The organism is Mesorhizobium amorphae (genome assembly GCF_014843845.1).
In the GTDB taxonomy this organism is placed as follows: domain Bacteria; phylum Pseudomonadota; class Alphaproteobacteria; order Rhizobiales; family Rhizobiaceae; genus Mesorhizobium; species Mesorhizobium amorphae_A.
Map to the genome: position 1 here is coordinate 1 of NZ_JHQS01000131.1, position 14,612 is coordinate 14,612.

Here is a 14,612-nt window from a genome sequence, read left to right on the forward strand (position 1 = left end):
AATCTGGAAGCCTATGAATCATGCCTCAACGCAAATTTGAATCCTGAATGTCGATTGGACCTAGAGCAATTCCAGGAAAACCGTTTCACATTCTTCCTGGAATTGCTCTAAGCGAACGGCTTCAGATCCTGGGCGATGGTCGGCAGAAGTTCCGAGACGTTCGGGTGGATATGCATCGCGCGTGCCAGCGTCGAGATGGGCGCCTTGGCATACATCAGGTCGAGCACGCAGTGGATCGCCTCATCGCCGCCGGGGCCGAGCACCGCGCAGCCGAGGATTTCTCCGGTGTCGGCATCGGCCAGGATCTTCATGAACCCTTGCGTCTCGCCCTTTTCAACGGCGCGGCCGACACGGGTCATCGGCCGCTGGCCGACCAGAGCGCGCCGGCCGGATTTTCTCACCGCCGCTTCAGTCATGCCGCAGCGGCCGAGCGGCGGGTCGATGTAGAGAGCATAGGCCTCGATGCGGTCGCTGACCTTGCGCGGGTCGTTGTCGAGCAGATTGGCGGCGACGATCTCGTAGTCGTTGTAGGAGGTGTGGGTGAAGGCGCCCTTGCCGTTGCAGTCGCCCATTGCCCAGATGCCGGGCACGCTGGTGCGCAGCTGGTCGTCGACGACGACGAAACCGCGCCTGTCGACCTCGACGCCGGCCTTGTCTAGGCCGAGATCGTCGGTGTTGGGGGTACGGCCGAGCGCCAGCAGCACATGCGAGCCGACCGCCGGCGCCTTGCCGGCAGAGAAGGTCACGGCAATGTCGTCGCCTTGCCTGGCAAAGCCGATATCGTCGGCGCCGGTGTGGACGGTGATGCCCTCATTCTCGAGGATGGACAGGATGGCGGCCGAGACGTCCTCGTCCTCGCGGCCGGTCAGGCGCGGGCTCTTTTCGATGACGGTGACTTCTGCGCCGAAGCGGCGGAACATCTGCGCGAATTCGAGCGAGATGTAGCTGCCGCCGACGACGACGAGATGGCGCGGCAATATTTCGAGATCCATCATCGACGAATTGGTCAGATAGTCGATGTCGTGGATGCCGGGCAGGTCCGGCACCGAGGCGCGGCCACCGGTGTTGAGGAAGATCTTTGGCGCGGTCAAAAGGTCGTCGCCGACGCGCACGGTGTTGGCGGATTCGAAGCGCGCATGGCCGCGATAAAGCGTGCATTTGTCCATGCCGGCGATCCAGGTCTCGAGCCCAGTGCGGGAAGCGCCCGACACCTTGTCCTTGCGCGCCTTGATCGCTTTATAATCGACGCCGACGGGACCGCCGAGCGTCACGCCATAGTCGGCAGCGCGGCGGGCGAGATGCGCCGCATAGGCGCTGGCGACCATGGTCTTGGTCGGAATGCAGCCGGTGTTGACGCAGGTGCCGCCGACCAGCTTGCGCTCGACCAGCGCCACGCTCATGCCGGCCGCGTTCAGCCGGCCGGCGAGCGGCGTACCGGCCTGTCCGGCGCCGATGATGATGGCGTCGAAGGTCTTTGCCGTCATGCCACGGCCGCCACGACGAGCAGGCCGCCGATGATCGCCACCGCGTCCTCGATGAAAGCGGCGGGCGGGTCCTTGCCGAACGCAGCGGCCAGCCGGCCGCGCACTTCGGCGCCGCCATACGTGCCGATCACCGCGCCGATGGCGCCGGCGATGAGCCCGCCGATGGTAACGCCGCCGGTCGCGCCGATCACCGCGCCGGCGAAGGCGCCGGCGATGATGCGCGCGCCGAACTGCTGCGGCACTTTTCTGCTCGGCGTCGACGGCAGTTGATCGGTTACCAGTTCGACGATGGCCAGGATGGTGAAGATTCCGACGGCGGCCCAGTGGCCCATGAAGCTCGCCCAGGTGCCTGACACTGGCAGCCAGCCGAGATAGGCGCCCCAGGCAACCGCGGCAGGCGCGGTCATGGCGCGCAGACCGGCAATGACGCCGATCAGCAGTGCAAGCAGGTAAAGCATGATTGACCCCCCTCGATATCAGGGCCGCGAGAGCCCTGCCGGCGCAAGCTAGCATAGGTCGAACATTTGACCAGAGTCAGTGCCGGCGCTTCTGTACTTTAGTAAAACAACGAACACGACGCAGAGACAGGAGACACCGCCATGGCCGGAAGCGAGCGCACGAAAATGGCGGCGGGCGAATGGTATACGTGCCTGGATGACGAACTGGAGGCGTTGCGCGTCATCGCGCGCGACGCTTTGTTCGAGCACAATTCGCTCCCGCCGGGGCAACGTGGAAACCTCGGGCCAAGCCTGAGGGCGCTGCTTGGAAGCACGGGCGAGGGCGCGCGGATCGAGGCGCCGTTCCACTGCGCCTACGGCTTCAACGTCTTTCTCGGCGACGGCGCATTCCTCAATGCCGGCTGCACCATTCTCGATACGGCAACGGTGCGCATCGGCAAGCGGACGCTGCTCGGCCCCAACGTGCAGATCTATTGCGCCGAGCACCACAGAGAGGCGGCCGGGCGGCAGGCAGGGCTGGAGATCGCAAAGCCGGTCGCCATTGGCGACAACGCCTGGATCGGCGGCAGCGCGATCATCCTCGGCGGCGTCAGCATCGGCGAGGGCGCCATTGTCGGTGCTGGTTCGGTGGTGACGCGGGATGTGCCGGCCAATACGACCGTGGTCGGCAATCCGGCGCGGTCGATCAAGCAGCGCTGAGCGGTTCCTGGGCGACTGCCGCTCAGAGCGCCGCGGCGTGGGGCCCGCCCTGAGCAATCTTTGAAAATTCGCGCCTGTACTGCATCGGTGAGGTTCTGAGCCGCGCCGCGAAATGCTGGCGGAGCGAGGTGGCGCTGCCGAAACCGGCCTCGAAGGCCACCATATCCATCGATTTGTCGGTCGCCTCCAGCAGCCTTTGCGCCAGCGCCACACGCAGGTCGGCCAGCCAGTCGCCAAAGCTGGTGCCGATCGATTGCTGAAAACGGCGCGTGAACGTCCGGCGGGTGAGGCCGGCGGCATTGGCGACGCTGTCGAGGCTGTGCTTTTCGCCGAGCGTCTTGCGCACCTGGTCGAGAGCCTGCGCGAAGCGGTCGGCGGTCGGCGTTTTCGCCACCGGACGTTCGATGAACTGCGCCTGTCCACCTTGCCGGTGCGGTGACAGGACAATGTGGCGGGCGAGCCGCAGCGCCAATTCCGCGCCATAGCGGGCGCGTACGATGTGGAGGCAACAATCCAGCCCGGCGGCGACGCCGGCCGATGTCACGATGTCGCCGTCGTCGACATAGAGCACATCCGCGTCGAGGATGATGTCGGGATGAAGTGCCTGCAACTGGTCCGTATAGGCCCAGTGCGTCGTCGCCCGCCGTCCCGCAAGCAGGCCGGCGGCGGCGATGGCGAAGGTACCGAGGCAGAGCCCGACGATCAGCGCTCCGCGGCGATGGGCGCGGGTGAGCGCGTCCGTCAGCACGGCGGGAAGCGGCGCTTCGAGATCCTTCCAGCTTGGGACGATGACGATATCGGCCTCGTCGAGGGCGGAGAGCCCGTGCGGAACGGAAATGCTCAGCCCGCCATCGGTATGGATTGCGCCCTGTTCCATCGCACAGACGCGGAAGTCGAAGCGTGGCAGGCCAAGTCTGGTGCGGTCTGCGCCGAACACCAGGCACGGCACGGAGAGGTGGAATGGACTGATGCCGTCGAAAGCGATGGCGGCGATGATCGGATCTGCCATGGGACACCTTTGGCTGAAAAGCAATTTGTCCCGATTCTTTCGAACGATGTCAACCGGGACACTTTTGGAGGATCGGCGGCACGCCTATCCTCGCCCAATCAGATCCAAGCCCGAAAGGAAAACACCATGTCTGCAGCAGCCAACAGCAAGCCGCCGCGCCGCGCGCTCGTCGTCGTCGATGTCCAGAACGACTATGACGGCGGCAACCTCGCCATCCAGCATCCGCCGTTCCGCGACAGCGTCGTCAACGTGGCGCGCGCCATGGACGCGGCCGCCGGGGCCGGCGTGAAGGTCGTGGTCGTCAAGCAAATGGCGCCGGAGACATCGCCGATCTTCGCCAAGGGCAGCCATGGTGGCGAACTGCATCCGGAGATCGCCAGACGAAGCCGCGACCATTATGTCGAAAAGACCTTGCCCTCCGCCTTCACCGGCACGGACCTCGAGGAATGGCTGCGTGCCAACGCGATCGATACGATCGCGGTTGTCGGCTACATGACGCACAATTGCGATCTCTCGACCATCATCCACGCCGTGCATATGGGTTTTGCAGTCGAGTTCCTCTCCGACGCCACCGGCTCGGTGCCCTATGCCAACAGCGCCGGCTATGCCTCGGCCGAGGACATCCATCGCGTGGTAAGCATCATCCTGCAATCGCGCTTCGCGGCGGTGCTCAAGACCGCCGAGTGGATCGATTGCCTGACGTCGGGCGCGCTGCCGGAGCGCGACACGATCTATGCGTCCAACCAGCGGGCGCTGGCGCGCAACGCCGCTTAAGTCAGCACGATCCGCAAACAGAAGGGGCACCGCATTGGCTGCGGCGCTCCTTGCTGCATGTGGTCCACCCTTAGAACAGGCCTTCGATCTGGCCGGTCTCGTTGAGGAAGATCTTTTCCGAGGACGGTGCCTTGGGCAGGCCGGGCATGGTCATGACTTCGCCGCAGATGATGACGACGAAGCCGGCGCCGGCCGACAGCCTGACTTCGCGCACCGGCACGGTGTGGCCGGTCGGCGCGCCGCGCAGGTTCGGGTCGGTCGAGAAGGAATACTGGGTCTTGGCCATGCAGACCGGCAGATTGCCGTAGCCGGCCTGTTCCCAACCGTGCAGCTGGTCGCGGATCGACTTGTCGGCGATCGCCTCGTCGCCGCGATAGATGCGCTTGACGATGGTGTTGATTTTCTCGAACAGCGGCATCTCGTCGGGATAGAGCGGCGAGAACTGCGAGGCGCCTGACTCGGCGATCTCGACCACCTTCTTCGCCAGATCCTCGATGCCGGCCGAGCCCTGGGCCCAGTGCTTGCACAGGATCGCCTGGGCGCCGAGCGAGGCGACGAAATCCTTCATCGCCTGGATTTCGGTGTCGGTGTCGGTGGTGAAGTGATTGATCGCCACAACCGCGGGCACGCCGAACTGTTTCACGTTCTCGATGTGGCGGCCGAGGTTGAGGCAGCCCTTCTTGACCGCCTCGATGTTCTCCTTGCCGAGGTCTTCCTTCTTGACGCCGCCATTCATCTTCATGGCGCGCACGGTGGCGACGATGACGGCAGCCGCCGGCTTCAGGCCGGCCTTGCGGCACTTGATGTCGAAGAACTTTTCAGCACCGAGATCGGCGCCGAAACCGGCTTCGGTGACGACATAGTCGGCGAGCTTCAGCGCCGTGGTGGTGGCAACGACCGAGTTGCAGCCATGGGCGATGTTGGCGAAGGGGCCGCCATGCACGAAGGCCGGGTTGTTCTCCAGCGTCTGCACGAGGTTGGGCTGCATGGCGTCCTTCAGGAGAACGGCCATGGCGCCGTCGGCCTTGAGGTCGCGGGCATAGACCGGCGACTTGTCGCGGCGGTAGGCGACGATGATGTCGCCGAGGCGCTTTTCGAGGTCCTTGAGGTCGGTGGCGAGGCACAGGATCGCCATGACTTCCGAGGCGACGGTGATGTCGAAGCCACCCTCGCGCGGAAAACCGTTGGCGACGCCGCCGAGCGAGCAGATGATCTCGCGCAACGCCCGGTCGTTCATGTCCATGACGCGGCGCCACACAACGCGGCGGGTGTCGATGCCGAGCTCGTTGCCCCAGTAGATGTGGTTGTCGATCAACGCCGAAAGCAGATTGTGCGCGGTGGTGATGGCGTGGAAATCACCGGTGAAGTGGAGGTTCATGTCCTCCATCGGCACGACCTGCGCGTAGCCGCCGCCGGCGGCACCGCCCTTGACGCCGAAATTCGGGCCAAGCGAGGCTTCGCGGATGCAGACGATGGCCTTCTTGCCGATGCGGTTGAGGCCGTCGCCGAGGCCGACCGTCGTCGTTGTCTTGCCTTCGCCGGCCGGCGTCGGGTTGATGGCGGTGACCAGGATCAGCTTGCCGTCCTTGTTGCCCTTCACCGACTTGATGAACTCGGCGGAGATTTTCGCCTTGTCGTGGCCGTAAGGCAAAAGATGCTCGGTCGGGATGCCGATCTTTTGGCCGATCTCCTGGATCTGCTTCTTCTTGGCGGCGCGCGCGATCTCGATGTCGGACTTCACTTCGGCCATGACGGCTTTCCTCTGGACTGGACGATGGAGGGGACGGGTTTAATCAGTTTGGTCGCAAGCAAGCTCGAAACGGCCCGGCACTGCAGGCGCGGGCATGTTCTACCCTTGTCGCTGCCTTGGCGTCAACCTTCATGCAACTATGTTTCCCATGGAGAAAAATCTTGGTCGACCTGTCTCGGGTCTTCGCGCCCGGTTGTCGCGCCGTATAAAAGCCAGAGCGGGCGCCGGCGCGCCGTCTCAAAACAGCCGCACAATGCACGGAATGCGACAGGGGCGACGACGCAAATCAACAAGTGCCGCCCATGCCGGCAAAACCGCTACTGCGTCAGCACATTGCTGATCTCGACCATGTTGGAACGGACTCTCAGCACATAAAAACCCATCGTCGTCAGGTGGGGCCATCCTCGCGGCGGTGCCGGCGCGGTTTCAAGCTCAGCGGTCGAGAACCGATCGGACCTCAACGAGATTGGAGCGGACCCGCAGCATGTAGAATCCCATGGTGGTCAAGTGGGATGGCATGATCCAACCGTCCTCCCGACCATTTGAGATGATGAGGGGTCGAATTTTCAGCGCCGCCTGAAACTGCTGGTCGAGTTGGTCCCAGAGCGGACCCAGCCCGCGAGTGTCGATAACGGCCTTGAAATCAGTGCGCGTGGCTTTCAGGATTCCGTAATAACCGTAGAGCTGTCCATAGGCGAACCAGAATCGGTCGTCCGCGCGCGTATCGAACCAGCCATTGTTGTTTGTCTGCGACTGTCTGCTGAGGATATCCGATGTCGAACCGATATCACTGGCTATACGGTCGACGAACTTCGCCAGATTGTCCGCGCGGGCGTTGAACACCACCTCGCATTTCAACAGGCGGTCGTTGAAGGTGCGAAGCGACGTGATGCCTGTGCGGTAGAAGCTGGGGCTTGGCGTCTTGGGGCCGAATGGCCTAAGGCCGAAATACCACGTTTCCTCGTCGAATTCGACCGCGCCTCTTGCATCCTGCAGGTTTTGATCGATCTGGCTGGTGCCGCGCACTCGGCCGATCGTGTCAACCAATTCGACCGCGGTGCGTCGAACAGCCTGGTGTACGCCGCGCTGGAAAGCTGCCTTGTTGTCCAGGAATGGTGTGTGATCCCAGTCCACGCCGAAGAGCCCTAACTTGTACAGGATCATCGATGAGATCCAGGCGTTTTGATTGACATTGAAATCGATCAAATCCGCCGCAACCGTCACGATGCCAGACCTGGTACATGTCTTGACCTGGCCTTCCGCGCCTTCGTCGGTGACTTGCTCGCCGGATCCGGCCGGCGGCGCGAATGTATAAGCATCCGCATAGGCAGGATTGAAGTTCTTCCAATATTGCGTGTTCCAGAAGAAATAGGCGTACAGTCCGACCAAGATGACGATCGCCGTACCGAGCACGGCCTTCAGTATCCAGCCGCGCTGCGTGTACCAGCGGCCGGCCCACAGGAATGGCCACAGGATGGCGCCGATGGCGAGGCCGATGCCGCGGCCGATCCACTGGAAAATCCGGGTGAAGAAATTCACGATCGGATCAAGCATGGCGATGACACCCCCATCAGTCAGTTAGGCCGTAGAGGCGTGTGCGAAACGCCACCTTGTCCTTCAAATATGTGGTTTTCAGAACGTCCACAACATGCGATCGCCAGGCGTCGCTGTAGCCGTCGAAGTCCCTGTAGAAGCCCGGCTTGTTGAAGACGTAGCGCGAGACGAAGTCCTGCGGCACGAAATCCGAGATCAGCTGGTTGGTCAGCCAGGCATCGGGATGATCGGGCTTCGCCCGGATCACCAGGAAGCGCTGCTGCGGGAACACATCCTCGATCTTGAGGTGGCCAAGCTGGGCGACCTCGCGTTTGGCGGCGTTGAGGAACGGAAAATTGCCGTCCCTGGTGATCAAATCGGCATGGCCGTGGATCCAGGTCTGCAGCCAGACCTTGTCGACGTCGGTCAGGTTGCGGTCGGGTTCGGTGTCGCGGATCAGCGCGCGCACCACCATCTCGGCGCGGTGCTCTAGATAGCCGGAGGCCTCGATCCATGAAGCGCGCGGCAATTCGATACGGCCGGTCGCGGCGAGGAACCTGAACACCTTGTCGGCGTCGTTGATCGACAGATAGCTCACCTGCCACGGCCGCGAACGGCGGAAGCCTGGAGCTGCCGGGTCGCCGATGACAGTCGTCATATCCGGATCGACGAACACGTAGAGGCCGCCGAAATGGCTCGTCCAAAAAGCGTTGTGGCGGAAGATCACCTGGTCGGGCACCAGCGCGTTTTCGCGTATGTCGCCGCAGATCTTGGCGAGCTCCACCATGCGTTGCAGCATGGCGCTGTCGCGCCAGGTATCGGGTTCCTGCTTCAGCCGGTCGACAAGCTTGCCGAGTTCGGCCGCCTTGCCCAGCACGTCTTCGGCCGACAGCACCTTGAACTCGACCTGATTGATCGACAGCAGATCCTCGATGTCATTGACCTTGGGAACCGAATCCTCGATCTCGCCGTAGATCACGTCCTTGATGGTCAGCGCGTCTATGGCGCGCTGGTTCTTCGACATGAACTCGAACATTAGCTGCGAGGTGTTGGAGAAGGCGGTGTGGACCACCGGCAGGTCGATCTGCGATGGGGTCAGGATGATGAAGCGTCGGTTGACTTCGTTGGGATCGAGATAGTCGTAATCGCCGCATTCGTCGGCGACCTCAGGCGAAAAACCGGTGCGGTCGATCTGGAAACTTTTCAGCTTGGTGGCTTCGAGCCCGAAGGCGACCATCGCCTTGTTGTAGCGCTGGATCAGATGCGGCTCGTCAACCGTCAGCAGCCGGCCGTAAATCAGCTCGTTGTCGCGCAGCAGATCGGGTTTTTTGCTCATTTTTCCTTCTCCCCGTTCACGGGGAGAAGGTGCCCGAAGGGCGGATGAGGGGCGGCGCAAACGCTCATCATCTTTTCTCCGGGGTTGCCGAAGGCAGAAACTTTGCGTCGACAGCTATCATTTTCTCATCCAGTCGGCCGTCCAGGATCGCCACAATTGTATCCAATACGCTCTTGCGGCTTGCCAAGACGTCGGAGTGCCACACTCTCAGCACCGACCAGCCATTGCTGTTCATGGTTTCGTCCCTGAATCGATCCTGGGAACGATTTGCATGCTGACTCCCATCAACTTCCACAACCAGATTGGCTTCACGGCAGGCGAAATCCGCGAAATAGGGGCCTATCGGTAGTTGACGAAGGAACTTGTAACCATTCAATCGTCGTCCACGCAGTTCGCTCCACAGTTTTTCCTCGGCATCATTCTCGACTTTCCGGAGCTGACGGGCCCTCGCTACCTTCGGCTCGTTTCCACCTCGCACAGCGCTGCCCCTCATCCGCCCTTCGGGCACCTTCTCCCCGTAAACGGGGAGAAGGGAGAAGCGCCAAGATCACGCATTCCAATTTCCCTTGGCCTTCATCTCCTCGATTTCGCGCACGGCGCGGTCGCGCAGCCTTGTGTCGCGGATCATCTTGGTCACTGCCGCGTCGTCGGACTTGTCGGAATAGCGGAATTCCGAGTCGGCATAACGGTTGATTTCCTGCATGACCATATCCATCGAGAATGGTCCACGCAGTTCCTCGATCATCGCTTTCTTCTCATCGTAGCCCTTGTGCATGAAGGCTTCCGGCTTTTCAAACCACTCGTCCGGAAGCTCGATGTCCATGGCGCGCATCTTGATGGCGTCGGTGACGTTCTTGATGGCGCGGCCGGTGAAGCGTGGTTCGGCGTCCTTGATCATGTGCAGATAGGTGCCGATGTCGGCCATCGACTTCGGCGCGCCGCTTTCCTTGATGTAGCGCTCGTAGACCTTCATCAGCCCGTCTTCCTGCGGCTTTTCATGCTCCTCATAGGCTTCCGTCACCGCACGCTGGATTTCCTGGGCGGCGTAGAGCTTGTGGTCGCCGAGCGGGATCTTGTGGTTCTTGCCGGCGAGCAGGACGAAGATGTCGATGTAGTCGTCGCGGCTCTGCGGCCCGTCGACCAGCCAGCGGGCGCCGGCGCGCTGGCGCAGCGCGTCGTCGACATTTTCGGGATAGTTGGAGAACATGCCGAAGGAGCAGTTGCCGCGCACCACGGTGCCGGCGCCGGCAAACGCGTCCATCAGGACACCGGTAATCTCCTGCTGGCCGGCCGAGGCGCGGTCGTCGGAACGGCGCGCCGCCACCTGGTCGATGTCGTCGACGGTGCCGAAGCCGATGACGCGCGGATTGAGCACATTGTTGATGAACTGCCGGCAGTTCTGGCCGGATTTTCCCTGGTAGGACGAAATCTGGTCGACACCGAAATTCTCATAGGCGAAGGGATAGCCGGCGACCTGGCAGTAATTGTTGACGAGGCCGGCGATCATCTGGATCAGCGTCGTCTTGCCGGTGCCCGGCGCGCCGTCGCCGATGAAGGTGAACAGGAAGCCGCCGAGTTCGACGAAGGGGTTCATCTCGCGCTCGAAATCATAGGCCATCAGCATCTTGGCGAGCTTGACCGACTGGTACTTGGCGATGTGGTTGCCGACGACCTCTTCCGGCTTCTTGAAGGTCATCACGAGTGGCTTGGAGCGCTTGCCGGGCGCGACATCGAATCCGTCGAGGGTGAAGTCGTCGACGTCGATGCGGATATGGGCGTTCTCGAATGGACCGATGCCGTCGAAACGGCTTTTTCGCGCCAGCAGTCCATCGATCGCAACACGGGCAAAGGCGCGCGCCCGGGTCGTCAGATCGGCATCGTCCTTCGAGCCGGCGATTGCCTTGTCGAGGCCGGCGACGATCGACTTCACCGCATCCTGCTGGGTGTCGAACAGGAAATCCGGTTCCGCGGTATCGTTCGGCGCCTCGCCGTCACTGTCGATCAGCTGGAACAGATAGGAGGCGAGGCTGAAGGCGGAGATATAGGCCGAGGCCGAGAGAAGCTTCTTGAAGGTGGCGGCTTCGTCGCCTTCAAGGGGCGCGCGGGCGTTCTTGGCTTGCAGGCTTTCGAGGTCCGAGCCTTCGGCAAAGACATCCGATATGGCCAGCGCGATCGCCAGCCCGCGCCGGACGCGAAACAAAAGCGTGTGCTGCTGGATGGTCATCAACTGGTCGTCGGGATGGATGGCAGCGACGGTTTTCGACAGCTCGACCTCGCGGGTGCGGCGCACCGAGCCGACCGAGACGGTCGAGACGAATCGGCGGTTGGTGCCGGCAAGCGCTGTTCCGGATTCGCGCGAGGGATCCTCCAGCACGACGATGCGGGTGATGAAGCTCTGCGCGGTGGCGCGATGCTTTTCGATTGCGGCTTCCGAAATCGTGGTCAGGCCGGTGTCCATGAAGGATGCTCCGTGGGTTGACGGTCAGACGTCGCTGATGACCTGTCCTTTGGACAGGATGTGGACCTTGTAGCCGGAGAAGATCTTCTGCGCTTCGCCGGCGGCGTAGAGCGCCTGGTAGGCTTCGTGCGGGATCAGCGCATGGTTCTCGTAGCTCGACACGCCCTGGCGGGCGGCCTCCAGGTCGTCGGTGTTGATGAAGAATTCCTGCGTCGTCTTCTCGCTCGAAAACAGCCCCTTGCGGCCTGGCTTTTCGGCTTTCGAATAGACCTCCTGGATTGTCCAGGTCAGCAGCCAGGCGTTCTCGGGCTTGCGCACCTTGGCCAGCACCTCCGTCACCGTCGTGTTGTTGTCGGTGATCCCCGCCGAATAGAACGGGCCGAGCACGACGCGGCGCAGCTGCTTGGGATGCAGCGGCTCGAAATCCTTGTCCAGGTTGACGGCAATGGTCGCCGGCGACAGCGCGTAGGCTGAATTCTTCTCGGTGAAATCGTCGAAGCGATGGGCGAGTTCGGGATTGAGCAGGCCGTCCACCGGCAGCGGAATGTCGACCCTTTCGTTCAGCTTGCCGCTGCTGTCGACGAGCTGCCGGATCATGTCCTCGGAAGAGTCCTCCACGGTCGCCATGTAGATCAGCGGCAGGTTCGCGCTGCCGTCGAAACTGGCCCAGTGAACCAGATAATAGGGCCGCAGCGTCTTCGGGTTGACGGAGACCTTTGCCGTCTGCGCCAGCGTGAACGGGCCGAAGGTCGACCCGCTCTTGACGTCCTCCAGATAGAGCCGCTCGGCCATCGACTTCTGTAGCGCTTGCGGGAATTCCTTGTGGCGCAGGATGAAGTCGGCCATCTCCTCGCGCAGCTCGCCGGCCATCGGGATGCCGGCAAGGCGCGTATCGGCCTGGCGGCGGTCGTTCTCCAGTTCCAGCAGGTTCTGGAACACCGGATAGCCGCTGTCGGCGCGCGAGATGCGGAACGTGTCCATGAAGCCGAGACGGTTGCGCCAGCAGGAAAACGATTTGTCCAGCCGGGCAATGTATTCGGCGACGATCTTGGCGACGGTGCCGTGCCGGTAGAGCGGCGAGCGGTCGTCGCGCATGAACACTTCCAGCCCGCTCAGCGCCGCCGTGATGGCGGAGAAATAGCGCGCCGCCGCCTCGTTCTCGGGGGTCATGCCGTCAACCTTATGGAGCAGTACGCGTGCGGCAATTACGACTGCACGTAATTGGCCGAATTGTGCTTCTTCATCACCTCGTCGAAGCGGCGGGCAAAGGCATCGTCGGCGAGCTTCTTGCGGCGCTGGATGTCGGCGGTCGCCACCATGTTCTTCTCGTGCATTTCGAGGAGATCGCCGATGTGTTTCTGCGAAGCGGCGCCGATGCCGGCCATGGTCTCCTCGGCCGTGTTGTCGACCTGGCTGCCCAGCGTGTTGATCTTGTGGGCGACGTCCTGTTGTGCGGCGGTCTTCAGCGAGTCTTCCAGCGCCTTGTAGAGCACGATGCGCTGCTCGGTATCGATGGTCAGCTTGTTGATCAGCGTCGACTGAGCGGCGATCTGGTTGTTGAGCGAATCGACGAAGGTCTGGAACATCGAGGTGTAGCGCTCCAGCGTCTGGCTTTCGGCCAGCAATTCCTGCTCCTTGGCCTGCTTCTCATTGTATTCGGTGGCCAGCTTCGAGCGCTCGCCCTCGAGCTGCGTGCGCTCCTTCTGGCTGGTCGAAGCGGCAATCTTGTTCTCGATGTCGAGCAGCAACGGATTGACCTCTTCGATGCGTTTCTGCACCGCTTCGAGGTTCGACATGGTGGTCTTGCGGCGCTCGATAACCTGCGACAGGCTGGTCTCGGAGGTCTTGTAACGCTGGTCGAGAACCTCCTTCTGCGCCTTGAGAATACCGACGATGGTGTCGGACTTGGCCAGCAACTCCTGCAGATTGCCGGCCAGCGACATGTTGCGCACGCGGTCGGTGCGCATGCGCTGCTTGCTCTGGGCCGAGAACATGCCGATGAAATTTTCCCAGCCGGTGTAATTCTTCATGCTCTCGAATTCGGCGCCGAAGACGTTGGTGGCGTCCTCCAGCCCGATGATCAGGTCGGCGATGTTGCCTTCCATCACCTTCTGCTGCTTCAGCACATCCTCGATGCGGGCGTTCTCGATTTCGAAATTGGCATCGCCGATCTTCTTGTCGGCCTGGGCCAGTGTGTCGAGCACGGTGCCGGACTGCTCGATTTTGGAGCGCATGTCCTGCACGACCTGCTTGGTCTTGGCAATTTCGGCATCGAAATTCTGCAATGTCGCCATAGGGGCCTCCCGCATCGGCATCGGTTTCGTGTCGGCGCGAATATATGTGGAGCATCCGGGGATTGAAAGACGCAAGACAAGAGGAGCTGCGAAAACAAAAGGTTTCGATCCTCCCTTGAAAGATAAACGAACCATTCTCATGGGTTGACTACCCGCTCGGTCGGGCGCAGTTCACCTGCCGCCGGACTTTTGGACGGAAGAAGCGGCAAAAAAGCATTCGATTCCCAACGGGACGGCTGCCTCAATATTCGGCAAATGATTGCAGCAGGCTCGGCGACAGCAGTGGGCATGCTGGACCGGCGAAGGCGATCTTGCCCGCCGGCCGGGCTCAGGGCTTCGGGTCGGCCTTCAGATAGGCGATGACATTGGCGATGTCGGCGTCGTTGCTCAGGCCGGCAAAGGCCATCTTGTTGCCGGGAACCTTCAGCTTGGGCGCGTGCAGGTACACGGCAAGGTTCGCCTCGTCCCAGACCAGGCCGGCGGCGCCGGCATCCTTCATGGCCTGCGAATAATGGCCAAGGAAGCTTTCGGCCGTACCGGCCGTTCGGCCGACGACGCCCAGCAGATGCGGGCCGACCTTGTCGCGCTCGGTTGCCGCCTCGTGACAGGCGATGCATCGGTTGAAGACCTTCTTGCCGAGTGCCGCGTCGCCGTCGGCGTGCGCGGCAAGAACGCCGGCGAGGAAAAGGACAGCGGCGGACGAAACGGCTCGAAGCATTGGCTGACCCCGGAGAGTTCTGGCTGACGGGTCTATAGGACCGAGGCCTTAACAAAAACAAGCACATCGTGGCGGATTGGTTGCTGGATCCGGCCGCCG

At 62.2% G+C, this 14,612-nt stretch carries 13 protein-coding genes; 2 read left to right on the forward strand and 11 right to left on the reverse strand.

What is annotated here, in order from left to right:
- Positions 1–107: 107 nt before the first annotated feature.
- The gene (locus DH08_RS34985) at positions 108–1,484 is read right to left on the reverse strand and encodes an FAD-containing oxidoreductase (protein ID WP_192183751.1); all 1,377 of its coding nucleotides are present in this window, start codon (positions 1,482–1,484) and stop codon (positions 108–110) included.
- Positions 1,481–1,942 (reverse strand): DUF4126 domain-containing protein, encoded by a 462-nt coding sequence (locus tag DH08_RS34990; RefSeq protein WP_192183752.1) that lies wholly within the window; start codon positions 1,940–1,942, stop codon positions 1,481–1,483. The genes DH08_RS34985 and DH08_RS34990 overlap by 4 nt, the downstream gene beginning before the upstream one ends.
- Before the next feature lie 141 nt (positions 1,943–2,083).
- Between DH08_RS34990 and DH08_RS34995 the strand changes: the two genes are divergently transcribed.
- Positions 2,084–2,641: a sugar O-acetyltransferase gene (locus DH08_RS34995; RefSeq protein ID WP_192183753.1), complete on the forward strand. Its 558-nt coding sequence runs from the start codon at positions 2,084–2,086 to the stop codon at positions 2,639–2,641.
- 22 nt (positions 2,642–2,663) lie between these two features.
- Here the strand turns inward: DH08_RS34995 and DH08_RS35000 are convergent, their stop codons facing one another.
- Positions 2,664–3,650, reverse strand: a complete 987-nt coding sequence (locus DH08_RS35000) for a helix-turn-helix domain-containing protein (RefSeq protein WP_192183754.1) — start codon at positions 3,648–3,650, stop codon at positions 2,664–2,666.
- Positions 3,651–3,776: 126 nt separating this feature from the next.
- Here DH08_RS35000 and DH08_RS35005 point away from each other — a divergent pair, with 126 nt between their 5' ends.
- A complete protein-coding gene (locus tag DH08_RS35005; protein WP_192183755.1) occupies positions 3,777–4,424 on the forward strand; it encodes a cysteine hydrolase family protein in 648 nt (215 codons plus the stop codon).
- Positions 4,425–4,494: 70 nt separating this feature from the next.
- On the opposite strand, the gene DH08_RS35010 is transcribed toward DH08_RS35005, so the two are convergent.
- The 8 genes from DH08_RS35010 to DH08_RS35045 form a co-directional block, all read right to left on the reverse strand.
- On the reverse strand, positions 4,495–6,174 hold the full coding sequence (locus DH08_RS35010; protein WP_192183756.1) for a formate--tetrahydrofolate ligase: 1,680 nt from the start codon (positions 6,172–6,174) through the stop codon (positions 4,495–4,497).
- Between the two features lie 432 nt (positions 6,175–6,606).
- Positions 6,607–7,728: a DUF2333 family protein gene (locus DH08_RS35015; RefSeq protein WP_192183757.1), complete on the reverse strand. Its 1,122-nt coding sequence runs from the start codon at positions 7,726–7,728 to the stop codon at positions 6,607–6,609.
- Positions 7,729–7,744: 16 nt separating this feature from the next.
- Positions 7,745–9,043 (reverse strand): DUF6638 family protein, encoded by a 1,299-nt coding sequence (locus tag DH08_RS35020; protein WP_192183758.1) that lies wholly within the window; start codon positions 9,041–9,043, stop codon positions 7,745–7,747.
- Positions 9,044–9,110: 67 nt separating this feature from the next.
- The gene (locus tag DH08_RS35025; protein WP_192183868.1) at positions 9,111–9,521 is read right to left on the reverse strand and encodes a DUF559 domain-containing protein; all 411 of its coding nucleotides are present in this window, start codon (positions 9,519–9,521) and stop codon (positions 9,111–9,113) included.
- A 69-nt stretch (positions 9,522–9,590) separates the two neighbouring features.
- Positions 9,591–11,501 (reverse strand): ATP-binding protein, encoded by a 1,911-nt coding sequence (locus DH08_RS35030; RefSeq protein WP_192183759.1) that lies wholly within the window; start codon positions 11,499–11,501, stop codon positions 9,591–9,593.
- 24 nt (positions 11,502–11,525) lie between these two features.
- A complete protein-coding gene (locus tag DH08_RS35035; RefSeq protein WP_192183760.1) occupies positions 11,526–12,671 on the reverse strand; it encodes a hypothetical protein in 1,146 nt (381 codons plus the stop codon).
- A 35-nt stretch (positions 12,672–12,706) separates the two neighbouring features.
- Complete coding sequence (locus DH08_RS35040) at positions 12,707–13,795, reverse strand: hypothetical protein (RefSeq protein WP_192183761.1); 1,089 nt, start codon at positions 13,793–13,795, stop codon at positions 12,707–12,709.
- A gap of 328 nt (positions 13,796–14,123) precedes the next feature.
- Complete coding sequence (locus DH08_RS35045; RefSeq protein WP_192183762.1) at positions 14,124–14,513, reverse strand: c-type cytochrome; 390 nt, start codon at positions 14,511–14,513, stop codon at positions 14,124–14,126.
- Between the last annotated feature and the right edge of the window lie 99 nt (positions 14,514–14,612).

Excerpts from the sequence above, each read along its gene's own strand:
- DH08_RS34985 (WP_192183751.1), bottom strand. The coding sequence starts at position 1,484 with ATGACGGCAAAGACCTTCGACGCCATCATCATCGGCGCCGGACAGGCC.
- DH08_RS34990 (WP_192183752.1), bottom strand. The coding sequence starts at position 1,942 with ATGCTTTACCTGCTTGCACTGCTGATCGGCGTCATTGCCGGTCTGCGC.
- DH08_RS34995 (WP_192183753.1), top strand. The coding sequence starts at position 2,084 with ATGGCCGGAAGCGAGCGCACGAAAATGGCGGCGGGCGAATGGTATACG.
- DH08_RS35000 (WP_192183754.1), bottom strand. The coding sequence starts at position 3,650 with ATGGCAGATCCGATCATCGCCGCCATCGCTTTCGACGGCATCAGTCCA.
- DH08_RS35005 (WP_192183755.1), top strand. The coding sequence starts at position 3,777 with ATGTCTGCAGCAGCCAACAGCAAGCCGCCGCGCCGCGCGCTCGTCGTC.
- DH08_RS35010 (WP_192183756.1), bottom strand. The coding sequence starts at position 6,174 with ATGGCCGAAGTGAAGTCCGACATCGAGATCGCGCGCGCCGCCAAGAAG.
- DH08_RS35015 (WP_192183757.1), bottom strand. The coding sequence starts at position 7,728 with ATGCTTGATCCGATCGTGAATTTCTTCACCCGGATTTTCCAGTGGATC.
- DH08_RS35020 (WP_192183758.1), bottom strand. The coding sequence starts at position 9,043 with ATGAGCAAAAAACCCGATCTGCTGCGCGACAACGAGCTGATTTACGGC.
- DH08_RS35030 (WP_192183759.1), bottom strand. The coding sequence starts at position 11,501 with ATGGACACCGGCCTGACCACGATTTCGGAAGCCGCAATCGAAAAGCAT.
- DH08_RS35035 (WP_192183760.1), bottom strand. The coding sequence starts at position 12,671 with ATGACCCCCGAGAACGAGGCGGCGGCGCGCTATTTCTCCGCCATCACG.
- DH08_RS35040 (WP_192183761.1), bottom strand. The coding sequence starts at position 13,795 with ATGGCGACATTGCAGAATTTCGATGCCGAAATTGCCAAGACCAAGCAG.
- DH08_RS35045 (WP_192183762.1), bottom strand. The coding sequence starts at position 14,513 with ATGCTTCGAGCCGTTTCGTCCGCCGCTGTCCTTTTCCTCGCCGGCGTT.